This is a genomic window from Klebsiella aerogenes KCTC 2190 (genome assembly GCF_000215745.1).
In the GTDB taxonomy this organism is placed as follows: Bacteria; Pseudomonadota; Gammaproteobacteria; order Enterobacterales; family Enterobacteriaceae; genus Klebsiella; species Klebsiella aerogenes.
Genome location: NC_015663.1, coordinates 1,198,862 through 1,220,967, shown reverse-complemented (window position 1 = coordinate 1,220,967; position 22,106 = coordinate 1,198,862). Strand labels below are relative to the sequence as shown.

Annotated in this window: 17 protein-coding genes and 1 pseudogene; 9 read left to right on the top strand and 9 right to left on the bottom strand. The window is 56.4% G+C overall.

The genetic code is table 11. The annotated features are described in order from the left end of the window. Positions 1-31 precede the first annotated feature (31 nt). From hmsP to EAE_RS05975, 3 genes are all read left to right on the top strand, one after another. Entirely contained in the window at positions 32-2,038 is a 2,007-nt protein-coding gene (gene hmsP / locus EAE_RS05985) for a biofilm formation regulator HmsP (protein WP_015703758.1), read from the top strand. A gap of 155 nt (positions 2,039-2,193) precedes the next feature. Continuing rightward, complete coding sequence (locus EAE_RS05980; protein WP_015369244.1) at positions 2,194-3,480, top strand: dicarboxylate/amino acid:cation symporter; 1,287 nt, start codon at positions 2,194-2,196, stop codon at positions 3,478-3,480. A gap of 209 nt (positions 3,481-3,689) precedes the next feature. Then, the gene (locus tag EAE_RS05975; RefSeq protein ID WP_015703757.1) at positions 3,690-5,189 is read left to right on the top strand and encodes a M16 family metallopeptidase; all 1,500 of its coding nucleotides are present in this window, start codon (positions 3,690-3,692) and stop codon (positions 5,187-5,189) included. A gap of 201 nt (positions 5,190-5,390) precedes the next feature. Here the strand turns inward: EAE_RS05975 and kdgK are convergent, their stop codons facing one another. Continuing rightward, positions 5,391-6,320: a 2-dehydro-3-deoxygluconokinase gene (kdgK, locus tag EAE_RS05970; RefSeq protein WP_015703756.1), complete on the bottom strand. Its 930-nt coding sequence runs from the start codon at positions 6,318-6,320 to the stop codon at positions 5,391-5,393. A gap of 194 nt (positions 6,321-6,514) precedes the next feature. On the opposite strand from kdgK, the gene EAE_RS05965 reads away from it, so the two are divergent. Further along, positions 6,515-8,566, top strand: coding sequence for an AsmA family protein (locus tag EAE_RS05965; RefSeq protein ID WP_015703755.1), 2,052 nt, complete (start codon positions 6,515-6,517; stop codon positions 8,564-8,566). A 49-nt stretch (positions 8,567-8,615) separates the two neighbouring features. Here the strand turns inward: EAE_RS05965 and EAE_RS05960 are convergent, their stop codons facing one another. From EAE_RS05960 to EAE_RS05950, 3 genes are all read right to left on the bottom strand, one after another. Further along, positions 8,616-9,938 (bottom strand): MFS transporter, encoded by a 1,323-nt coding sequence (locus tag EAE_RS05960; protein WP_015703754.1) that lies wholly within the window; start codon positions 9,936-9,938, stop codon positions 8,616-8,618. Positions 9,939-10,209: 271 nt separating this feature from the next. After that, positions 10,210-11,241 (bottom strand): inner membrane protein YhjD, encoded by a 1,032-nt coding sequence (gene yhjD / locus EAE_RS05955; RefSeq protein WP_015369249.1) that lies wholly within the window; start codon positions 11,239-11,241, stop codon positions 10,210-10,212. A 107-nt stretch (positions 11,242-11,348) separates the two neighbouring features. Then, positions 11,349-12,248, bottom strand: coding sequence for a LysR family transcriptional regulator (locus tag EAE_RS05950; RefSeq protein ID WP_015369250.1), 900 nt, complete (start codon positions 12,246-12,248; stop codon positions 11,349-11,351). Positions 12,249-12,366: 118 nt separating this feature from the next. Between EAE_RS05950 and EAE_RS05945 the strand changes: the two genes are divergently transcribed. Both EAE_RS05945 and EAE_RS05940 read left to right on the top strand, forming a co-directional pair. Then, positions 12,367-13,125: an SDR family NAD(P)-dependent oxidoreductase gene (locus tag EAE_RS05945; RefSeq protein WP_015369251.1), complete on the top strand. Its 759-nt coding sequence runs from the start codon at positions 12,367-12,369 to the stop codon at positions 13,123-13,125. A gap of 358 nt (positions 13,126-13,483) precedes the next feature. Beyond that, complete coding sequence (locus tag EAE_RS05940) at positions 13,484-14,092, top strand: helix-turn-helix transcriptional regulator (RefSeq protein ID WP_015703753.1); 609 nt, start codon at positions 13,484-13,486, stop codon at positions 14,090-14,092. Here the strand turns inward: EAE_RS05940 and EAE_RS05935 are convergent. The 4 genes from EAE_RS05935 to EAE_RS05920 all read right to left on the bottom strand — a co-directional run bounded on the left by EAE_RS05935 (position 14,089) and on the right by EAE_RS05920 (position 18,255). Further along, positions 14,089-14,511, bottom strand: a complete 423-nt coding sequence (locus EAE_RS05935; protein WP_015703752.1) for a lysozyme — start codon at positions 14,509-14,511, stop codon at positions 14,089-14,091. The two genes, EAE_RS05940 and EAE_RS05935, sit on opposite strands and share 4 nt — an antisense overlap. Before the next feature lie 75 nt (positions 14,512-14,586). Beyond that, positions 14,587-15,114: a GNAT family N-acetyltransferase gene (locus EAE_RS05930; RefSeq protein ID WP_015703751.1), complete on the bottom strand. Its 528-nt coding sequence runs from the start codon at positions 15,112-15,114 to the stop codon at positions 14,587-14,589. Between the two features lie 63 nt (positions 15,115-15,177). After that, positions 15,178-16,836 (bottom strand): alpha,alpha-trehalase, encoded by a 1,659-nt coding sequence (locus tag EAE_RS05925; protein WP_015369256.1) that lies wholly within the window; start codon positions 16,834-16,836, stop codon positions 15,178-15,180. Between the two features lie 270 nt (positions 16,837-17,106). Beyond that, positions 17,107-18,255: an iron-containing alcohol dehydrogenase gene (locus tag EAE_RS05920; protein ID WP_015369257.1), complete on the bottom strand. Its 1,149-nt coding sequence runs from the start codon at positions 18,253-18,255 to the stop codon at positions 17,107-17,109. A 99-nt stretch (positions 18,256-18,354) separates the two neighbouring features. On the opposite strand from EAE_RS05920, the gene EAE_RS05915 reads away from it, so the two are divergent. Continuing rightward, on the top strand, positions 18,355-18,978 hold the full coding sequence (locus EAE_RS05915) for a glutathione S-transferase family protein (protein ID WP_015703750.1): 624 nt from the start codon (positions 18,355-18,357) through the stop codon (positions 18,976-18,978). Positions 18,979-18,986: 8 nt separating this feature from the next. Here the strand turns inward: EAE_RS05915 and EAE_RS05910 are convergent, their stop codons facing one another. After that, entirely contained in the window at positions 18,987-20,003 is a 1,017-nt protein-coding gene (locus EAE_RS05910) for a LacI family DNA-binding transcriptional regulator (protein ID WP_015369259.1), read from the bottom strand. Positions 20,004-20,182: 179 nt separating this feature from the next. Here EAE_RS05910 and hisD point away from each other — a divergent pair, with 179 nt between their 5' ends. Both hisD and EAE_RS25650 read left to right on the top strand, forming a co-directional pair. Further along, positions 20,183-21,490, top strand: coding sequence for a histidinol dehydrogenase (hisD, locus tag EAE_RS05905; protein ID WP_015703749.1), 1,308 nt, complete (start codon positions 20,183-20,185; stop codon positions 21,488-21,490). Positions 21,491-21,590: 100 nt separating this feature from the next. Continuing rightward, positions 21,591-21,956 (top strand): annotated as a pseudogene (locus EAE_RS25650) (GntP family permease); the annotation flags it as partial. Between the last annotated feature and the right edge of the window lie 150 nt (positions 21,957-22,106).

The window sequence follows — 22,106 nt, the reverse complement described above, 5'->3', positions numbered from 1 at the left end:
GATAGTCGTTCAGTTTCAGTGGAGAACACAGTTGCGCGTCAGCCGCTCACTTACAATTAAACAGATGGCGATGGTCGCGAGCGTGTCCATGGCGTTTGTCCTGGTCTTTTGCTCTATTTTGCTGTTTCACTTCGTGCAACAGAGTCGCTATACCACGGCCACGCAATTAGAAAGTATCGCCCGTTCCGTTCGCGAGCCCCTGTCGGCGGCAATTTTGAAAGCCGATATTCCCGAAGCGGAAGCCATTCTGGGCCGCATTCAGCCTGCTGGGATCGTCAGCCGGGCGGATGTGGTGCTACCAAATCAATTTCAGGCGCTGCGGATGCGCTTTATTCCCGAACGCCCGGTGCCGGTGATGATCACTCGCCTGTTTGAACTGCCGGTACAGATATCCCTGCCGATTTACTCGCTTGAACGCCCGGCAAATCCGCAGCCGCTGGCCTATCTGGTGCTGCAGGCGGATTCCTATCGCATGTATAAATTCGTCATGAGCGCGCTCGCGACGTTAGTGACCACTTACTTACTTTTGGTGCTTATTTTGACGGTGGCGCTTACCTGGTGCATTAACCGGCTGATTGTTCGCCCGCTGCGCGCCATCGCCCGCGAGCTTAACGATATTCCGCCGCAGGAGCGGCTCGGACATCAGCTGAGCCTGCCGCGACTGCACCAGGATGATGAAATCGGCATGCTGGTGCGTTGCTACAATCGCAACCAGCAGTCTTTGCTGCGTCAGCATGATGAGCTATCGCTGCAATCGACCCGTTTCCCGGTGTCTGAGCTCCCCAACAAAGCCTTTTTGATGGCGATGCTGGAGCAGACCACAACCCGTCCACAACCCTCGGCGCTGCTGGTGGTAGCCTGTGAGACCTTGCAAGATGCCGCAGGCGTCCTGAAAGAGAGCCAGCGCGAGATGCTGCTCCTGACGCTGGTTGAGAAGCTGAAAGCGGTTATCCCACCCAATATGGTGCTGACGCAGGTGAGCGGTTACGATTTCGCTATTTTCGCCCCCGGACTCAGCAAGCCGTGGGAAGCGGTGTCGTTAAGTAAGCAAGTGCTTACTTCTATTAGCGAGCGATTGCCGCTGCACGGTGTCCAGCTGCGGCCCTGCGCCAGCGTTGGTATCGCGATGTTTAATAGCGAACTGAGCGCCGAACAGTTTTATCGTCGGGCGGTTTCCGCCGCGGTGACGGCGCGGCGCAAGGGCAAAAATCAGATCGAGTTCTTTGACCCCGAGCAGATGGAAAAAGCCCAGCGTCGGTTAATGGAAGAGCATGACATCCTCACCGCGCTCGAGAATCAGCAGTTCGCCATCTGGTTTCAACCGCAGGTGGATATTGCCAGTGGCGATATTTGCGGTGCGGAAGTTCTGCTTCGCCAGCGACAGGCCGATGGCGGTTGGTCGCTGCCGTGCGATCTGATTGAGCGTATTGAAAACTGCGGGCTGATGGTGCCGGTAGGCTATTGGGTGATGGAAGAAGCCTGCCGCCAGCTGGCAGCCTGGCAGCAGCAGGGGATCATGCTGCCGTTGTCGGTGAATGTCTCGTTACTGCAGTTGCTGCATCCTGACCGCGGCGTTGAGTTGCTGGCACTCATAGAACGCTATCGTATCGCCCCGGGCACCCTGGTGCTGGAGGTGACGGAAAGCTGCCGTCTCGACGATCCGCAGGCGGTGATTGACCTGCTGCGCCCGCTGCGCGACGCCGGCACGCGTATTGCGCTGGATGATTTCGGCATGGGTTATGCCGGGTTGCGCCAGTTGCAACATATGAAATCGCTGCCGGTTGATATCCTGAAAATCGACAAGGCGTTTATTGATATGTTGCCGGATGATACCAGTATGGTCCCGGCGATAATTCAGCTCGCACGCGGGCTCAAGCTGCGGATCGTTGCTGAGGGCGTTGAAAAAGAAGAACAGCTGAAATGGTTGCAAGCGGCTGGCGTGGATGTCGCTCAGGGTTACCTGTTTGGTTGCGCCTTGCCGCTGGAAAGCTTTATGCAGCGCTTCCTGCAGGCCGATAAGAACGATGCAAGTTTGTAACATTTTTATTTGTTTGTGCGAGTCAGCTCAAATATTTTAACAATTCCGTTGCAACTTCGCGCTTACTTATTTCTGAAATGTTTCCAGGGTGTTATTTTTAAGCCACAGACACAGATAACCTTTCATTGTCTGTGGTTATTCCCAAAGGACACCCTATGAAACTCTCTCTCTTCAAAAGCCTCTATGTCCAGGTTTTATCGGCCATAGCTATCGGTATTTTGCTGGGCCATTTCTACCCGGAACTTGGCGCGCAGATGAAACCGTTCGGCGACGCCTTCGTAAAACTGATTAAAATGGTCATTGCTCCGGTTATCTTCTGTACCGTTGTAACAGGGATTGCCGGGATGGAAAGCATGAAGGCCGTCGGTCGTACCGGTGCGGTGGCGCTACTCTACTTTGAAGTGGTGAGTACCATTGCGTTGATTATCGGTCTTATCATCGTCAACGTAGTGCAACCCGGCGCGGGCATGAACGTCGATCCCGCGACGCTGGACGCGCACGCGGTGGCAGTCTACGCCGAGCAGGCTAAAGATCAGGGTGTTGTCGCCTTTCTACTCGATATTATTCCGGGCAGCGTGATTGGCGCTTTCGCCAGCGGTAATATTCTGCAGGTGCTGATGTTTGCCGTCCTGTTTGGCTTTGCGCTGCATCGTTTAGGCAGCAAAGGCCAGCTGATTTTCAACGTCATTGAGAGCTTCTCGCAGGTCATTTTCGGCATCATTAACATGATTATGCGTCTGGCGCCGATCGGCGCTTTCGGGGCCATGGCCTTCACCATCGGTAAATACGGCGTCGGTACCTTGGTACAGCTGGGCCAACTGATTATCTGCTTCTACATCACCTGTATCCTGTTCGTGGTGCTGGTACTGGGTTCTATCGCGCGGGCCACTGGATTTAGTATCTTCAAATTCATTCGCTATATCCGCGAAGAGCTGCTGATTGTACTGGGGACCTCTTCGTCCGAATCCGCGCTGCCGCGAATGCTGGATAAGATGGAGAAGTTGGGTTGCCGTAAATCAGTGGTGGGGCTGGTGATACCGACCGGCTACTCCTTTAACCTCGATGGCACCTCCATCTACCTGACGATGGCGGCGGTGTTCATCGCCCAGGCCACCAATAGCCATATGGATATCTTCCATCAGATCACCCTGCTGGTGGTGCTGCTGCTCTCTTCGAAAGGGGCCGCGGGCGTCACCGGGAGCGGATTTATCGTGCTGGCGGCGACCATCTCTGCGGTAGGGCATCTGCCGGTGGCGGGCCTGGCGCTGATTCTCGGTATCGACCGCTTTATGTCCGAAGCGCGCGCGTTGACCAACCTGGTGGGTAACGGCGTGGCGACCGTGGTTGTCGCGAAATGGGTGAAAGAACTCGATGCCAAACAGCTCGATGATGTGTTGAATAACCGCGTTCCCGCGGACAAATCGCAAGAATTATCCTCGTAATTCCTCATGTTATGCCCATGGACTATGGGCTCCTGCGCAAAATTAGGTATCATTCCCCTTCTGGGGGAATGATACCTAATGATTATTTTACGTCTTCATGTGACATTTTCGCCTACGCGTGGTCTAACCGACGTATTTGATTCACCACCTTTTTCGGTAACCCGGCGATGGGTTGCCTATGTAACCAGGAATGTTCATCAGGGGTTCACATGCAGGGCACAAAAATTCGACTCTTAACCGGTGGTTTGCTGATGATAGCGACGGCCGGTTCTGTGCAGGCAGAAGCGCTCCAGCCGGACCCGGCCTGGCAACAGGGGACGTTGGCGAACGGTTTTTCGTGGCAGGTACTTTCCACGCCGCAGCGCCCTAGCGATCGCGTCGAAGTCCGCCTGGCTGTGAATATTGGCTCGCTGAGCGAAAGCACTCAGCAGAGCGGCTTCAGTCATTTCATTCCGCGCCTGGCGCTGACCCAAAGCGGCAGCCTCCCGACGATGCAGGCGCGTTCGCTGTGGCAGCAGAGTATTGACCCGAAGCGTCCTCTGCCGCCGGCGATTGTTTCTTACGATTTCACCTTGTTTAATCTGAGTTTGCCGAATAACCGCAACGACCTGCTAAAAGAAGCGTTGAACTGGCTGGCGGACGCTAACGGTAAATTGAGTATTACCCAACAAGCCGTCAATCATGCCCTGCAGGGCAGCGATATGGTGGCGACCTGGCCGCTGGATACCCAGGAAGGCTGGTGGCGCTATCGCCTGAAGGGCTCAACGATGCTCGGTCACGATCCGGCGGCGCCGTTGAAGCAACCGATTGATATTAAACAGCTGAAAGAATTTTATCAGAAATGGTACACCCCGGATGCGATGACGCTGATTGTTGTCGGTAACGTCGATAGCCGCAGCGTCGCTGAGCAGATCAACAAAATCTTCGGCGAACTAAAAGGTAAACGCGAGACCCCGGCGGCGGTACCAACGCTATCGCCTCTGCCGGCTGTACCGGTCAGCATCATGACCGATGCCGTGCGTCAGGATAAGCTGTCGATCATGTGGGATTCTCCATGGCAGCCAATCCGCGATTCCGCCGCGCTGCAGCGCTACTGGCGCGATGACCTGGCTCGGGAAGCGCTGTTCTGGCACGTGCAGCAGAACCTGAGCAAAAGCAACGTAAAAGACATCGGTCTCGGTTTTGATTGCCGCGTGCTGTATCAGCGCGCCCAGTGCGCGATCAATATCGACTCGCCGGGCGAACGCCTGAACGCCAACCTGAGCGCGGTATCGCGCGAGCTGGCGAAGGTACGCGACAATGGTCTGCCACAGGAAGAGTTTGATGCGCTGATTGCACAGAAAAACCTCGAACTGCAAAAGCTGTTCGCCACCTATGCCCGCACGGATACCGATATCCTGATTAGCCAACGAATGCGTTCGCTGCAAAATCAGGTGGTGGATATCGCGCCGGAGCAATATCAGAAACTGCGCCAGGAGTTCCTGAACTCACTGACGGTCGACATGTTGAACCAGTATCTGCGCCAGCAGCTGTCGCAGGATATGGCGCTGGTATTGCAGCAGCCGAAAGGCGAGCCGGAGTACAACATGAAAGATCTGAAAGCGACATGGGAAAAGCTGATGGCGCCAGCACCCGCTGCGGCGGTGAGCGCTACGCCGGATACGGTTGATGCGCATAACGAGGCGACGGATATTCCCCCAGCGCAGTAACATAGGCAGCGGGCGCGGAGCCGCTTTTGCGCCGGATGGCGGCTACGCCTTATCCGGCCTACGGTTCGTACGACTTGCCTTTAATTTATAGCCGGTGTTGGTGGCCTCAAAATCCCCGGTGGCGCTACCGCTTACCGGGGCTACAGCACTGTACGATTTGGTAGCCCTGCTAAGCGCAGCGCAAGCAGGGGGAATAGGGTCTTAGTCCGGCATCGCTTCGCGCGGGATAATCGCCCCGCGATATTGGATAACCGTGCTGGCGGTGAGATGTCCGCGTTTCGCCGCGGATTCCGCGTCGCCGCCGGTCAGGCGCACCGCCAGATAGCCGGCGCTGAACGAATCGCCCGCCGCCGTGGTATCCACTACTTTCTCTTTCGGCAGCTTCACCGCGGGCACCTCCAGCAGCGGCTGGCCGGCGATCGCCACCAGGCAGGAGTCGGCGCCGCGCTTCACCACCACCTCTTCTACGCCAGCGGCGTGGGTGCGGGCGATAACTTCGGCAACCGGTACCGCTCCCCACAGCGCATCTTCATCATCCAGCGTCAGAAAAGCGATATCGGTACATTCCAACATTTGCTGGTACACCTGGCGAGTCTCTTGCTGGCTGGCCCACAGGCGCGGACGGTAGTTGTTATCGAAAATCACTTTCCCGCCGTTGGCGCGGCATTCGCGCAGCAGGGTGAGCAACTTTTCCCGGCTGGCCGGGCTGAGGATGGCGAGGCTGATGCCGCTCAGATAGAGGTAATCAAAGGTAGCCAGCTCTTCGCAGATGGCGCCTGCGCGCTCGCTTTCGAGCCAGAATTTGGCCGCCGCTTCGTTGCGCCAATAGTAGAAGGTTCGCTCGCCGGTCTCGTCCGTTTCAATGTAGTAAAGGCCAGGCAGTCGGTCAGCCATGCGCTGAATCAGATCGGTTTTTACCTGTTCGCCCTGCCAGGACTCCAGCATCTGCTGGCTGAAGGTGTCGGTGCCCAGCGCGGTCACGTAGTGTACGCTTAGGGCATCCGCGCTGGTCTGGCGCGCGATGTAGACGGATGTGTTTAAGGTATCGCCGCCGAAACCGCGATTCACCGCCGCGTTTTTCTCTGACAGTTCAATCATGCATTCGCCAATCACGGCAATTTTCTTAGACATAGTGCTGACCTGAAATTGAATCGAAATTAACGGTAGTTTGCGCTGGGCACCCGGCAGGGTCAACCATATTAAAACATCGTTCCATTATTTTTTGACCTGACGCGCAAAATGTGACGAAAAGCGCATTTGGCGGATGAATCCGCGCTCTTCAACTATAGTGAGGAGTGACGAGACGCAAAAGGAGCGGAGAGGGGATGACCAGAACCCGTAAAACGATTGCTATTATCTCGGGAACGATTGTGCTGTTAATCGTTCTTTTTTTCATCGTGTTGGCGACCTTTGACTGGAACCGGCTCAAGCCGACGATCAATCAGAAAGTTTCCGCCGAGCTCAATCGGCCATTCGCCATTCGCGGCGACCTGGGCGTAGTGTGGGAGCGACAGCCTGAGGAGCGCGGCTGGCGTAGCTGGATCCCGTGGCCGCATGTGCATGCCGAAGATATCGTGTTGGGCAACCCGCCCGACATTCCGCAAGTGACGATGGTACATCTGCCGCGCGTGGAAGCGACGCTGGCTCCGCTGGCGCTGCTGAGCAAAACGGTCTACTTGCCGTGGATTAAGCTCGAACAGCCCGACGTCCGGCTGATAAGGCTGACGGAAAACAGCAATAACTGGACCTTTAAATTAGCTTCAGACCCGGCATCCGAAAAAGCCAACCCGCCATCGGCCTGGTCTTTCCGCCTTGATAATATTCTCTTCGATCGCGGCAACATTGCCATTGACGATAAGGTAACCCGCAGCGATATCGCGATCGTGGTCGATCCGCTTGGCAAAGCGCTGCCGTTTAGCGAAGTCACCGGTGCGGGCAACAAAGCGCAGGCGACAAAAGCCGGCGATTATATCTTTGGCCTGTCGGTGAAGGGGAGCTACAAAGGCCAGCCGCTGAGCGGCAGCGGCAAAATTGGCGGCATGCTGGCGCTGCGTAGCGATAGTACCCCGTTCCCGCTACAAGGCGATTTTCACTCTGGTAATACCCGGATAGCGTTTAGCGGCACGGTCAGCGATCCGCTTAATGTCGGCGGGCTCGATCTGCGGCTGAAATTCGCCGGCGACTCGTTGCGCGACCTCTACGACCTGACCGGCGTTCTGCTGCCGGAAACGCCGTCCTTTTCCACCGATGGCCGCCTGCGCGCCGACTTTAAACATAAAAACGGCATGCGTTTTGACTATCGCGATTTTAACGGCCGGATTGGCGACAGCGATATCCACGGTTCGTTGACCTATACCACCGGCAAACCGCGACCGAAGCTTACCGGCGATCTGGAGTCTAAACAGCTGCGGCTGGCGGACCTCGGCCCGCTGATTGGCGTTGATTCCGGTGGCGGGGCGAAGAAATCCTCATCACGTAAAGCGGGAGATGCCGTACAGCCAGCGGGAAAAGTCCTGCCGGCCGATCGCTTTGAGACGGATAAATGGCAGGTGATGGACGCCGATGTGCGCTTCAAGGGGCGGCGAATCGAACACGGCGGTACTCTGCCCATCAGCGACCTGGCGACCCACATTATTCTTGAACGCGGCGACCTGCGTCTGCAACCGGTGCGCTTTGGCCTGGCCAACGGTTCGATTGCCGGCAGCGTGCATCTGCAGGGCGATAAAAAACCGCTACAGGGCGAAGCCAATTTGCAGGCGCGGCGGCTCAAGCTTAAGGCGCTGATGCCGAACGTTGAAATGATGCAGAAAACGCTCGGTGAGATGAGCGGCGACGTACAACTGCGCGGCAGCGGTAATTCGGTGGCGGCGCTGCTCGGCAACAGCAACGGCAACCTTAAGCTGCTGATGAATGATGGTCTGATTAGCCGCAACCTGATGGAAATCCTCGGCTTAAACGTCGGTAACTTTATCATCGGGCAGATTTTTGGCGATGAGGAGGTTCGGGTGAACTGCGCGGCGGCCAATATTGATGTGGTCAACGGCGTGGCGCGACCGCAAATTTTCGCCTTCGATACCGAGAACGCGCTGATTAACATTACCGGCACCGCCAGCTTTGCCTCTGAACAGCTGGATCTGACCGTTGACCCGGAAAGTAAGGGCCTGCGGGTGATTACTCTGCGTTCTCCGCTGTACGTGCGCGGTACCTTTAAATCGCCGGATGCCGGGGTGAAAGCCGGGCCGTTGATTGCCCGCGGCGCGGTGGCGGCAGCGTTAGCGACGCTGGTCACGCCGGCGGCCGCTTTACTGGCGCTGATCTCGCCGGCGGAAGGCGAGGCGAATCAGTGCCGGACGATTTTGTCGCAGATGAAAAAGTAAGGATGAGATGAGCGATGGCCCTGACGGCAACAGCGTCAGGGCCTGCAACTTACAGCGATTGATGGCGGGTTTCGTGGGTCAACAGCAGGGCGATCAGCGTCAGCGCCGCCATCGCCGCCAGGTAGATACCGACAGCCGGCAGGCCGTAATTGCCCTGCAGCCAGGCGGCAATATATGGTGCGACCGACGCGCCGAGGATCGACGACACGTTATAGGAGAAAGAGGCGCCGGTATAACGTACTTCCGTCGGGAACAGCTCCGGCAGCAGCGCGCCCATCGGGCCGAATGTCAGCCCCATCAGGCTGAGGCCCAGCAGCAGGAAGGCGAAGACCAGAATCGGGTTGCCGGAACCGAGCAGCGGTTTAAAGGCGAACAGCGCGAACAGAATAATCATCGTGGTGATGATAATCATGCTTTTACGACGGCCAAAGGCATCCGCCAGCAGGCCCGCCACCGGCACCATCACACCAAAACCAATGACCGCCATCATCAGCATCCACAGCACTTCGTTACGCGGCAAACCTAAGCCAATCGGCGCGGCAGCGGTACTGAAGGTCATGGAGTAAACGGTCATGATATAGAACAGGGTATAGGTCGCCAGCATGATGAAGGTGCCGAGCACGGTCACGCGCACGTGCTTAGTCAGCAGCGTGCCAAGCGGGATTTTGACCTGTTTTTTCGCCGCCGCCACCTTAGCGAACACCGGGGTTTCATGCAGCGACACGCGAACATACAGACCGATAATGACCAGTACCGCGGAGAAGATGAACGGCACGCGCCAGCCCCATTCCATAAACTGCTGGTCGCTCAACAGCCACGACAGCAACAGGAAGGTGCCGTTGGCGAAGAAGAAGCCGATTGGCGCCCCCAGCTGCGGGAAGGAGCCATATAGCGCGCGTTTGCGCGGCGGAGCGTTTTCCGTCGCCAGCAGGGCCGCCCCGCCCCATTCGCCACCAAGGCCGAGACCCTGACCAAAGCGCGCCAGCGCCAGCAGCATCGGCGCCAGGATGCCAATGCTTTCATAGCCCGGCAGCAGGCCGATGACCACGGTGGAGATGCCCATAGTCAGCAGCGAGGCGACGAGTGTGACTTTACGGCCTACGCGGTCGCCAAAGTGGCCGAATAGCGCTGAGCCAATCGGGCGCGCGACAAAGGCGATGGCGAACGTCGCCAGCGACTGGAGCGTCGCGGCGGCGGCATCACCCTGTGGGAAAAAGATATGGGGGAAGACGATAACCGCGGCGGTGGCGTAAATATAGAAGTCGAAGAACTCAATGGCGGTGCCGATGAGTGAGGCGACGACGACTTTATTACGCGAGTTAACCGGCGTGGCGTCTTGCGCGTTGTCGATAGTAGTGGCTGTGGCTTGCATAGATCTTTCTTATTTTTGAGCGAACGAAAATCCATATAGCCACAGCAAAAGAGACATTTCAATCTGTAACAAAACTCGCCATCGCGCAAAAAACAGGCAAAAAGCGGATAATTTTCGCCCTGAGAAAATATCTTCTATGAAATGCTTCACATAATTAAAATATTAGAGAATAAAACCAGTTTTAGGTTAAATAAAAGTTACGCACTGGATTTATCTGCTGAAATGATAGGTCGGGCTGAATTTTGCGTCTTTATTCAGCCCGATAATGACTTTAATCGTGGGTTTTGCCCGGCATCCGCTTATCGTCTTTATACTCTGCGGTCGCAATCCACGCGGCGCAGAAGAGGGTCAGACGGGCGAAGAAGTAGAAGAAGGCCATCAGCCCCAGTACGGAACCAAAGGCGGCGCCGGATGGGGATTTCACCAGCGCCGGCAGCGTCCAGGTCATCACGATTTTAATAATCTCGAAGCCAATCGCCGCAATTAGCGTACCGCGGAACAGCGCTTTGCGGCGTGGACGGTGGCGCGGCAGTCGCCAGAAGATCCAGAAAAACAGCAGATAGTTCGCAAAGATGGAAATCGCCAGGCCAATCAGGCGCCATGCGGGTTTCAGCCATTCTATATAATCGAGATACAGCGCGGAGATAATCATCTGCTGTGCAGATCCGGCGACGGAGGTAATCGACAGCGTGATAACCAGCGCGACCAGCAGGCCAATCAGCGAGATCAGATCGCGGAAGTATTTTACCCAGATTTTTTCCTGATCCTGCGGCGTACGTTCCCACACGTCGCGCGACTGGGCGCGAATCGCTTCACGCAGGTTGCCCATCCAGTTAATACCGGAGTAGAGCGCGACCAACAGGCCGACCAGCCCGACGGCGGTACGCTGCTGTACGGCGGTGTTGATGGTGTTTTTAAGCGTTGCCGCCAGCGTCGGGTCGCTGACGTTTTGCAGGATTTTATCGAAGATGTCCTGCAGCAGGGTCGGATGCCAGGCCAGCACGAAACCAGCGGCGGCGAATGAAACCATCAGAATGGGGATCATCGACAAAAATGAGAAGTAGGTGATGGCTGCGCCAAACTGATTGCCAAGCCTGTCATTGAACCGCTCGGCGGCGCGCAGCAGGTGGGCTATTACCGGATTGCGCTGAACTTTGGCCGCCGTTCCGGTGACCGTTTTCAGCGCCTGGTTAGCTTTCTGCCCAACGGCGGAATCGTTGATGGCGGCGAGCGTACTTTTGTTTTTCTCCGGCTGCTGGCCCGTTTCCTGTGGCGGTTGGCGATCGTCGTTTTCCGGCGTCATAAGTGATTTCTTCCTTTCTTTACAGCGATATTCAGCCAAAAGTATACCTTAAACGACGCATCTTGCAGGCGTCCATCGGCCCGACGGGCGTTGACGACCCGCGCCGATTAATCGACATAACCTTTCATCAATCCGCCCAGCCACTCCATAAAGAGATGCACGCGGCGGGAGAGATTGCGCCGATGTGGATAGATAATCGACACCGGCATCGGTTCGGCGCGGTACTGCGGCAGGATCTCAACCAGCTCGCCGGTACGCAGCGGTTCACGTACGGCAATGCGCGGGACCTGAATAATGCCGAGCCCGGCCTGGCAGGCGGCCTGGTAGGTTTCGGTGCTATTGACGGTCAACACGCCGCCGGTTTTCACCCAGCGCACGGCGCCGTCGCTGACGACTTCAAAGCCTGACTGCCGCGCGCCGAAGTTGCTGGCGTAGTGGATCAAGGCATGATCCGCCAGATCGTCGAGGCTTTCCGGGTAGCCGAAGCGCGCCAGATAATGCGGACTGGCGCAGTTAATTTGCGTGAGTTTGCCGAGCGGGCGGGCGATGAGTCCCGAGTCTTTAAGCGTACCCACCCGGATCACGCAGTCGAAGCCTTCGCGCACCACATCGACCAGCCGGTCGCTACTGCTCAGTTCGATTTCAATGCCGGGATACTGTTGTAAAAACGCGGGAAGTTTCGGGATGACCAGTTTTTTGGCGACGCTGATCGGCATATCGACACGCAGGCGGCCGCTAATGCTTGACGGATCGCCCTGAAACATACCATCCAGTTCTTCGAGATTACTTAACAGGTCTTTGGCGCGTTCGTAATAGACCATGCCGTCCTGCGTCAACTGCACCCGGCGGGTGGTGCGGTGCAGCAGGCGAGCGCCGAGATGGCTCTCCAGCGCCTGGATCTGTCGCGATACGCTACCTTTGGGCAACCCAAGGGTATCGGCGGCGCGAGAGAAACTCTCCAGTTCCGCGACACGAATAAAGAGTTGCATTGCGTGAATTTTATCCATGCTTACTGCCTATTGTTGTTGATACTGAAACAGTAAAACGTAATTTAGCCCATTTATTGTTAATACGTCTGCTAATAAGCTCTTTATTCACACACACGTAATGACGAAGGGGTTTCTGATGACACAACGTATCGCTTTAGTAACCGGCGGCAGCCGCGGTCTGGGAAAAAACGCGGCGCTGAAGCTGGCGGCGAAGGGAACCGATATTATTCTTACTTACCACAGCAACCAGCAGGCGGCGCGGGAAGTGGTGCGCGAAATTGAGCAAACAGGAGCGAAAGCGGCAGCATTGCCGCTGAACGTCGGCGATACCGCCAGTTTTGCAGGCTTTGTACAACAGCTGACGCAATGTCTGAAGGAGAAGTGGCAGCGCGACAGCTTCGATTATTTATTGAACAATGCCGGCATCGGGTTGACCGCGCCGTTTAGCGAGACCAGCGAAGGGCAGTTTGACGAGTTGATGAACATCCACTTTAAGGGACCGTTCTTCCTTACCCAGCAGCTGCTGCCTTTGCTTAAAGACGGTGGGCGCATTCTGAACGTCTCCAGCGGGCTGGCACGCTTTGCACTACCGGGCTATTCCGCTTATGCGGCGATGAAAGGTGCCATGGAGGTGTTAACCCGTTATCAGGCGAAGGAGCTCGGCGCTCGCGGAATATCGGTTAATATCATTGCCCCCGGCGCAATTGAAACCGACTTTGGCGGCGGCGCGGTGCGCGATAATGCCCCGCTTAACCAGCATATTGCCGCCCAGACGGCGCTAGGCCGCGTCGGCCTGCCGGATGATATCGGCGATGCTATCGCCGCGTTGCTGAGTGACGAGCTTGGCTGGATGAACGCCCAGCGCGTTGAGGTTTCCGGCGGCATGTTTTTATAATGATCACGCCCTGCGCATAATAGCGTAGGGCGCCTTCATATTGTGCTTTTTATTATTCCGTAACACTCTTTTGCATCATGCGTATCGCTGATTTTCAGCGACTCGATTACACTGGCAGAAATAATATTATTATCCTGTTATCTATCCGCTTAATTAAGGAATTCCTCACATTAAATGTAATAAATATTATGAATGAGTAATCGTTCCGCGCTGGCGTGTAACTATTCATCATCATGATGTTTATATCATCTCCTCCATCGGTAAAATGGCTTAGGTCATACGGCGAGTTCTTATTTTTGTCGGCTGATATTACCCTTCACCCACTTTTAAAAGGGGTATTTTCGATGGAGAGCAGTCCATGCAAGTAATCATGTTTGACAGGCAGTCAATATTTATTCATGGAATGAAGGTCGGCTTACAACAACGTATTCCTGAAATTAATATTCATAGCACCTGTCAGGCAGAACAGCTGTGGCAACTGCTCACGGCTCATCCGCAGGCGCTTCTTATCCTTGATGGCGACCTGAATAGTGAATTTTGTTGCTGGTTGCTCCAGGAGAAGCAGCAGCGTTTTCCGCATGCCAAAGTATTATTAGTGGTTTCGGATGATAATAAAAGCTGGCTGCAACGGGCGCTGGCGTGGAACGTGCGCGCCATTGCCCAACGTGAGGATAGCGCCGATATGTTTGCCCAGATCATTAATAGCATCATGTTGGGCATGATGTGTCTGCCTGGCACCTGGTTAATGACTTCGGCGGAGCGCGGAAAGCACGCTGTACATTTAAGTCGTCGCCAGCAGGAAATTTTAAAACTGCTGGCGGAAGGCAGCTCTAATAAGGAAATTAGCCGTACGTTAAATATCAGCGCCGGGACCGTGAAAGCGCATCTTGAGTCGTTATATCGGCGGCTGGATGTGAAAAATCGGACCCAGGCGGCGATGGCATTTAATAGCGTCGGTGAAAATTAACTGGTCTGAGAAAACCACTCGCACTCCTGCAGGCGGAAGGCGTTATCGCGGTCAATTTTCCGCCATATCGCCAGCGCCTGCGTTATGTTGTGGCTGTTAAGTGAACGCAAAATAGCCTCCAACTCCGGTTGGGCGCTGCCATCTAAACTGAATACCAGCGCCAGCAGGGCATCGCACTGCGGCTGAGTCAGTTCCACGACCAACCTGCGCTGTAGTATCTGTTGGCACTGCAGCAGGTCTACCGTCAATAGCATCATCGCCAGTTCAGCGGTGATGGGCGTCACTTTCTCATATTCATCAATAGCGTGGCCATAGCCGACCCGCCATTGGCCAAACTGGTCCTGATACGGCAGTAGCGCCAGCCCTTGTGTTTGTTGAATAAATCGCAGTCCCGCCAGGCTTAGCGTGGTGATAGTCATGGTCTTTTCCTCTATTGTCGGCGGCAGTGTAGAGGAAAAGCGGGGTCGCCCCCATTCGCCGGATGGCCCAGGGCCTTATTGGTAATCGTGGCGCATCAGGCCAAACAGCCAGTCATTGTGCCAACGGCCATGTAACCAGTAGCTCTCGCGTAGCTCTCCTTCCTGTATAAATCCTGTTTTTAGCAGCAGCTGTCTTGAGGCCTGGTTTCCGGCGGTGACGCTGGCGGTAAGACGACGAATGCCGCCTGTAGAAAATGCGTAATCACATAGCGCACACAGTGATTCATATCCATAGCCTAGCCCCTGCGCCTGTGGGGCGAAGAGAAAGCCCACTTCGGCGATATCATCATCGTGATGGCAATAGCCGGTCAGGCCAAGGGGCGTATGGCTTTGCCGATCGCGAACCACCAGGCATAGCCAGTGCGAGGACTTAGGCGACCAGAGCGGCAGGCGTGCATCAAACGCGGCGCGGATATCGGCGATGGGCCGGTTATCCGCAACATAGAGCATCACCTGCGGATCCTGTTGCAGGCTGAGAAAAAAAGACCAGTCGTCAAGCTGCAGCGGCGAGCAGCGCAGCCGCGGCGTAAGCAGTTCGGGCATGTTGTCGGCTCTGGCAAAGGGAAAATAAAACCTTAGCAGCACAGCCTGCCGACGGAAAGTGCCTTACGAAGACCTCGGCTCGCCGTACAGGCTGATAAGCCGCCGCACCACGCCGTTGGTCCAGCCGAAGCCATCCTGCAGCGGATATTCCCCGCCGCCGCCCTCATGTGGTACGCCGCTGGCGATATGATATTTCTCAATCAGCTTGTGGTGTTTGAGATAAAATTGATTCACCGTCTGCAGCCAGCTCTGGGCGATTTCATCGCCAAGCGGGTCGTGGCCGTACATTTTGAATCCCTGTACCGCCATCCACTGCAGCGGCGCCCAGCCGTTGGGTTTATCCCACTGTTCGCCGCTTTCATATTCCGTCGCCATGATGCCGCCAGGGGTGAGCAGACGCGCTCGTACGGCATCCGCCAGCCGTTCGGCCTGGGCGTGGGTCGCCATCCCGACATACAGCGTGACGATGCTGGCGGCGGAGAATAAGGCCAACTGCTCACGGCGCCAATCGTAATCACGAAAACAGCCGCACTCTTCATCCCACAGGTAGCGGGTAACCGCCTCCCGGCGAGCGTTAGCTTTACGGCGAAATTCGGCTTCAGCCTCGCGATCGCCCTTCAGGCCGGAAAGATTGGCGATGGTATTTTCCAGCTTAAACAGAAAAGCGTTGAGGTCGATGGGAATAAACTGGGTGGTGCGGATACTCGCAAGCCTGGTGATATCGCGCAGCCAGCGGCTGGAGTAGTCCCAGCCGGAAGCCGCGCCGGCGCGCAGGTCGCGATAGACCTCGTTCGGCGGGCGACCGGAATGCTTCGCGGTTTCTACATCTTCTCGCCAGGATTCATCGCGCGGCGTATCGCGATCGTCCCAGTAGCGGTTAAGCAGCGAACCATCGGGCATACGCACCACGTGACGGTAGGCCTGGTTAGGGATCAGCGATTCCGCGCCGTCCATCCAGAAGGCGTGCTCTAATTTGAGATGGTCGAGATAGCGGCGCGCGCCGCGAACGCCATCTTCCTCAAACAGCTCCACCATCAGGGCGAATACCGGCGGCTGGGAGCGGCTGAGATAGTAGGTGCGGTTGCCGTTGGGAATGTGGCCGTAGGTTTCAATCATCCAGGCGAAGTTGTCGGCCATACATTTGAGCAAATCTTCACGGCCGCTTTCCGCCAGACCCAGCATGGTGAAGTAGGAATCCCAGTAGTAGGTCTCGCTAAAACGCCCGCCGGGGACGATGTACGACTGCGGTAGCGCCAGCAGCGATGACCACGGAATATGATCCTGCGGTTCACGGGTGAGCACCGGCCATAGCTTATCAATATGCTCTTTTAGCGTCAGTTTCGGGTCAGAGGTGTAATCATCGGCGTGGCTATCCGGTAGCCAGAAGTTGTCTTCCACAAACTGACGCAAATCGAACTCCGGCGTACGCTTAACCCGCCGGTAGTGCATCAGGATATCCAGCGGATCGTGTTTTGGCGCGCAGTCGGGAAAGGTTTTGCTATCAAGAAAAATGCGCGACTTTTGTACGTTAGTAAACAACTCGAGATAGCGGTCGGCGGGGGTCAGGGCGTCAGACGCCGGTAGCCCTTCGATGATCTCCGGCTCCGGTTCGGCGTCGAACATTTCATCCAGTTTTAACTCATACGGATCGGCTTCGTAGCACGGATCGTTTTCGATCCTCAACTCGTCGTCATCAACGTTGCGTAGTTTCTGGCTGAACATAGCGATACAGGCCTCCGGATAGCGTGAGTTTAGGGGCCGGGCATGCCCGGGCTCTCTAATAAGCGTAGACACTCGCTTCGGTCTGCGGAAGATAAACTGTGCGTCAGGTCACGCTTTTCAGTGCATAAAAATGGCAGGTAAGACGAGCAGGTCTTTGAAATTAAAGGGTGAACATTTACCGTTGTCGTGGATGCGCGAAAACGAAATTCGGAGCATTCATTATGCAACAAAATTTGAACCGCCCCGGGTAAACGCAGGCGGTTGGCTCGTTTACTCCCAGGCGGCTTCCAGCATCTCCAGCAGTTGCTCTGACTCCAGCGTGACCGGATTGGCTTTCATCGACGATGAACTACTGGCCGCCAGCGCGGCGGGTTCCAGCGCTTCGCGCGGTACGCCGAGGTCGCGTAAATTGCCGAGCCCTGAGCGCTGGCTCCATTCGCGCAGGCTTTGCCAGGCGTCATCCGGCGAGACGCCAAGTCCGGCGGCGATCCACTGGCGCACGTCGAGGAAACGCTGGCGCAGCGCCGGATTGGTTACCTGCGACTCATTGAGTTCCAGCCCAAAAGGCAGCAGGCAGCCGCAGAGCGCGCCGTGGGAGGCATCGCTTAGCCCGCCAAGCGGCCCCGCAAGACCGTGAACCACACCCAGGCCGGCATTGGCGAGCGCCAGCCCGCCGCACAGGCTGACCCATGCCAGCTCGTCGCGGCTGTCGGCACACTCTTTTTCCATCAGCGTTTTTAACGCGGCGATGCCGCGGGGGATCGCCTCCCGGCACAGGGCATCGGTGAAGGGCGTCGCCCGGGTGCACAGCCAGGGTTCGATAACCTGAGTTAAGGCATCAAGGCCGGAGCCGAGGGTGACGGCGCGGGGGGCGTTATCCGTTAACGCCGGATCGACAATCGCCAGTTGCGGCAGCATGCGATCGTCGCGCAGGCTGACTTTGCGCTGCTGCTGGGGGACGTTGATGACCGCGTTTTTAGTAACCTCCGCGCCGGTGCCGGACGTTGTGGGAATAGCGACAAACGGTAGCGGGCTGGCTTCCAGTATTCTCCCCGTTCCGACGACTTCCAGATAGTCGATGGCAGGCCCGCTTGCCGGGACCAGCGCGGCAATGGCTTTACCGGCATCAATGACCGCGCCGCCGCCGAGGCTGACCACCGCGCCGACGCCGCGCTCGCGCGCCAGCCGTACGCCGCGTTCAATATCGTCCAGCGTGGGTTCATTGGCGATAGCAACAGTGCTGACCTGAAGATGCAATGCGGTCAGTTCGTTCAGTAAAAATTGGGCGCGATTTTTGGTCGCGCCGTGAACCAGCAGCACCGGGGCATCATATTGCGCCAGCCACGGCGCGGCGCTGCGGGCCTGCCCGCGGCCAAAGCGGATATTGCCGGGCGTTAAAATGTTGAAGGGAGTGACCATGTGTAAGGGTACCTGTAGTGGATAATTATTCTGCAATCCACTATACACATTATCCGGCAAGCTTCATGTCTGCCATATTACGAAAAAGGGTTGCTGACGATGATAAGAATCTTGGGTAAACGCTCGTCTATTAACGTGCGTAAAGTCCTCTGGACCTGCGAAGAGGCGGGTATCGAGTATCAGCAGGAAGATTATGGCAGCGGCTATAGCCCGCTTGATACGCCGGAATTTTTGGCGCTGAATCCAAATGCGTTAGTGCCGGTGCTGGTGGATGACGATTTTGTCCTTTGGGAGTCGAACAGCATCTGCCGCTATCTGGCGCGTAAGGTCGGACGTGACGATTTGCTGCCCTCTGAGTTACGTGCCGCGGCGCAGGTAGAACACTGGATGGACTGGCAGGCGACGGAGTTTAACAGCGCGTGGCGCTACGCGTTCACGGGGCTGGTGCGTAAAGATCCGCGTTTTCAGGATCCGGCGGCAATTAAAGAGAGTATTGCCGCGTGGACGCGCTGCGTACAGATTGTCGACAATCAGCTACAGCGCACCGGCGCGTGGCTGACCGGCGAGACGTTTACGCTGGCGGATATCGTGCTGGGGCTTTCGGTTCATCGCTGGAAAATGACGCCGTTCGCCCATCCGGAGATGGCAAACGTCGAACGATGGTATATGGCCCTTAACCAGCGCCCGGCATTTATGCGCCACGGCAATAACGGCGTAGCGTAGCCGCTGATTTAGCGTCGCGGGCGGGTACTGCCCCTGACGATAAGCTTCCCCTGCAGAACGTGCTGAACGGCACTGGTTTCAGCCGCGCCTAGCTGCGTTTTCAGTACGGCGATGGCGGTATCCACCATTTCCGATAGCGGCTGGACCCAGGTGGTTAAATTTATCAGCGGCCAGCTGGCCATGGCGATATCATCGAACCCGACGATGGAGATATCTTCGCCCGCCTTCATGCCCATTTCGCCGACAACCACGTTGAGGGCGGCGATGGCCATCATATCGTTGGCGCAAAATAGCGCGTCCGGCGGCGTTGGTAGCGCCATCAGCCTGCGGGTGGCGTTCATCGCTTCTTCTATCGACCACATTCCGCTATCGCGCAGCATCGGGCGGGCGCCGCGGGCCTCCAGACGCTGTCGAAAGCCTGTCTCCCGGTCGCGGCTGGTAGAGGAGGTATCTCTACCGGCAACAAATGCCAGCTGCTGATGGCCGAGATCCAGCAGGAAATCGGCAATCGCGGCGCCGCCAGCCAGATTATCGCTGGTGACGCTGGAAACCGACCGGCTGTCGTTTTTGCGGTTGAGCAGCAGCACCGGCAGGCCGAGCTGCTGGCATTCATGAGCAAAGTGTGAAGAAAGGCTGCTGGACACCAGCACTAGCGCTTCAACACGATGACGCAGAATCTCTTCCATGATGGGGGTAGTGTCATCATCGCGGTACATCGAAAACAACAGTACCCGGTATCCCATCAGGTTCAACGCCTGTGACAGTTCATCCAGAACCGCGGCGTAGAAGGGATTCACCAACCCCGGAACGACGACACCAATAAGCGTTGAGCGGCGGGTGATCAGCGACTGGGCGATAAAGCTCGGACGATAACCCAGCTCGGCGGCGATCTTACGCACCTTTTCTTTGGTGGCTGGCGAAATTTTCGCTCCTTCGGTAAAGGCGCGGGATACCGCAGATTGCGAGACGCCAGCCGCTTTCGCGACATCGTAACTGGTGACTGCTCGTTTGTTTTGACCTGCCATTCCGTTGCCTCTCCTGACCCATGCCCCGTCATTATGCGTGAATCTTCCCCCCTGTCACTAATTTTGCGATCTCCGTTGCATTCGAATGCATTGCTGCTTCACATAACATTTTATTCACGCCAGGATGCAAGTGAATTCGAATGCATTAGCATTTCATTAACATCATAGTGAGGCAAGTTATGGCTATCTGGCTCAAGCGCGGTGCGGAATCTGAAGCAGTGAAATCTCACGACCGTACGGTTCGTGAAGCAGTAGAGAAAATCCTGGCGGATATTGAAGCGCGCGGTGACGCAGCGGTGCGCGAGCTGTCGATTAAGTTCGATAAGCTCGATCGCGCAAACTTCCGCCTGTCGCAGCAGGAAATCGATGACTGCTATGCTCAGCTGTCGGATCGCGATATTGCTGATATCCGCTTTGCGCAGGAGCAGGTGCGTAACTTCGCTCAGCACCAGCGCGACAGCCTGAAAGATATCGAGGTTGAAACGCTGCCGGGCGTCATTCTGGGACACAAAAATATTCCGGTCAGCGCGGCGGGCTGCTACGTGCCGGGCGGGAAATACCCGCTGCTGGCGTCGGCGCATATGTCGATTATCACCGCGAAAGTCGCAGGTGTGCCGCGCATTGTCACCTGTGCGCCGCCGTTTAACGGTAAACCGGCGCCGGCGATTGTGGTGGCGCAGCATATGGCGGGGGCCGACGAAATCTACTGCCTGGGGGGTATTCAGGCCGTGGCGGCGATGGCCGTCGGTACCGAGAGCATCGCACCGGTGGATATGCTGGTGGGGCCGGGCAACGCCTTTGTCGCTGAAGCCAAACGTCAGCTGTTTGGCCGCGTCGGTATCGATCTGTTCGCCGGGCCGACGGAGAGCCTGGTTATTGCCGATGAAAGCGTGGATGGTGAAATCTGCGCCACCGACCTGTTAGGTCAGGCTGAGCATGGTCCTGATTCTCCGGCGATTTTGTTGACGACCTCGGAAACGCTGGCGCGCGAAACGCTGGCGGAAATCGATCGTCTGCTGGCGGTGCTGCCCACCGCGGAAATCGCGCGCCAGTCGTGGGCGAAGTTTGGCGAAATCATTGTGGCTGAAGACCGGGAAGAAATGCTGAAAATCGCCAATGAGCTGGCGTTCGAACATGTGCAGGTAATGACCCGCGACCCGGACTGGTTCCTCGAAAATATGCAGAACTTTGGCGCACTGTTCCTGGGACCTCGAACTAACGTGGCCTACGGCGATAAAGTCATCGGCACCAACCATACCCTGCCGACGCGTAAAGCGGCGCGTTATACCGGGGGGCTGTGGGTTGGGAAGTTCATCAAAACCTGCACCTATCAAAAGGTTCTTACCGATAGCGCCTCCGCGCAGATCGGCGAGTACTGTTCGCGTCTGTGCGCCCTCGAAGGTTTCTCCGGCCATGGTGAACAGGCCAACGTCCGCGTGCGTCGCTACGGCAATAAAGACGTTCCTTACGCTGGGATTCCTGAATAACCCGTAAGGTCTGAAACGGGAAGCGGGATACGCTCCCCAACTTAACATTGGCCGCCCGATAACAAGGAAATAAGCGGCGGCCATGCTGACGGATAACCCTATGGACGTATTGATTGCCTTACTGGCGTTAGGATTGCTGATGCTCGCCGCCTATCGCGGCTATAGTGTGATCCTTTTTGCCCCTTTGGTTGCGCTCGGCGCCGTATTACTCACCCAGCCAGCCGCCGTTGCCCCGGTATTCAGCGATATCTTCATGGATAAGCTGGTCGGGTTCGTAAAACTCTATTTCCCGGTATTTTTACTGGGCGCGGTCTTCGGGAAATTAATTGAGTTTTCCGGATTCTCCCGTTCAATCGTGAGTGCTGTTACCCGGCTGATGGGGCAAAACAAGGCGATGCCGGTGATTATTCTGGTCTGCGCGTTGTTAACCTATGGCGGGGTTTCGCTATTCGTGGTGGTATTTGCGGTCTATCCCTTCGCCGCTGAGATGTTCCGCCAGAGCCAAATTCCGAAACGGCTAATGCCTGCGACTATCGCGCTGGGCGCCTTCACTTTTACGATGGATGCGCTACCGGGTTCGCCACAGATTCAGAATATTATTCCGACTACTTTTTAC

Excerpts from the sequence above, each read along its gene's own strand:
- EAE_RS05980 (WP_015369244.1), top strand. The coding sequence starts at position 2,194 with ATGAAACTCTCTCTCTTCAAAAGCCTCTATGTCCAGGTTTTATCGGCC.
- EAE_RS05975 (WP_015703757.1), top strand. The coding sequence starts at position 3,690 with ATGCAGGGCACAAAAATTCGACTCTTAACCGGTGGTTTGCTGATGATA.
- kdgK (WP_015703756.1), bottom strand. The coding sequence starts at position 6,320 with ATGTCTAAGAAAATTGCCGTGATTGGCGAATGCATGATTGAACTGTCA.
- EAE_RS05965 (WP_015703755.1), top strand. The coding sequence starts at position 6,515 with ATGACCAGAACCCGTAAAACGATTGCTATTATCTCGGGAACGATTGTG.
- EAE_RS05960 (WP_015703754.1), bottom strand. The coding sequence starts at position 9,938 with ATGCAAGCCACAGCCACTACTATCGACAACGCGCAAGACGCCACGCCG.
- yhjD (WP_015369249.1), bottom strand. The coding sequence starts at position 11,241 with ATGACGCCGGAAAACGACGATCGCCAACCGCCACAGGAAACGGGCCAG.
- EAE_RS05950 (WP_015369250.1), bottom strand. The coding sequence starts at position 12,248 with ATGGATAAAATTCACGCAATGCAACTCTTTATTCGTGTCGCGGAACTG.
- EAE_RS05945 (WP_015369251.1), top strand. The coding sequence starts at position 12,367 with ATGACACAACGTATCGCTTTAGTAACCGGCGGCAGCCGCGGTCTGGGA.
- EAE_RS05940 (WP_015703753.1), top strand. The coding sequence starts at position 13,484 with ATGCAAGTAATCATGTTTGACAGGCAGTCAATATTTATTCATGGAATG.
- EAE_RS05935 (WP_015703752.1), bottom strand. The coding sequence starts at position 14,511 with ATGACTATCACCACGCTAAGCCTGGCGGGACTGCGATTTATTCAACAA.
- EAE_RS05930 (WP_015703751.1), bottom strand. The coding sequence starts at position 15,114 with ATGCCCGAACTGCTTACGCCGCGGCTGCGCTGCTCGCCGCTGCAGCTT.
- EAE_RS05925 (WP_015369256.1), bottom strand. The coding sequence starts at position 16,836 with ATGTTCAGCCAGAAACTACGCAACGTTGATGACGACGAGTTGAGGATC.
- EAE_RS05920 (WP_015369257.1), bottom strand. The coding sequence starts at position 18,255 with ATGGTCACTCCCTTCAACATTTTAACGCCCGGCAATATCCGCTTTGGC.
- EAE_RS05915 (WP_015703750.1), top strand. The coding sequence starts at position 18,355 with ATGATAAGAATCTTGGGTAAACGCTCGTCTATTAACGTGCGTAAAGTC.
- EAE_RS05910 (WP_015369259.1), bottom strand. The coding sequence starts at position 20,003 with ATGGCAGGTCAAAACAAACGAGCAGTCACCAGTTACGATGTCGCGAAA.
- hisD (WP_015703749.1), top strand. The coding sequence starts at position 20,183 with ATGGCTATCTGGCTCAAGCGCGGTGCGGAATCTGAAGCAGTGAAATCT.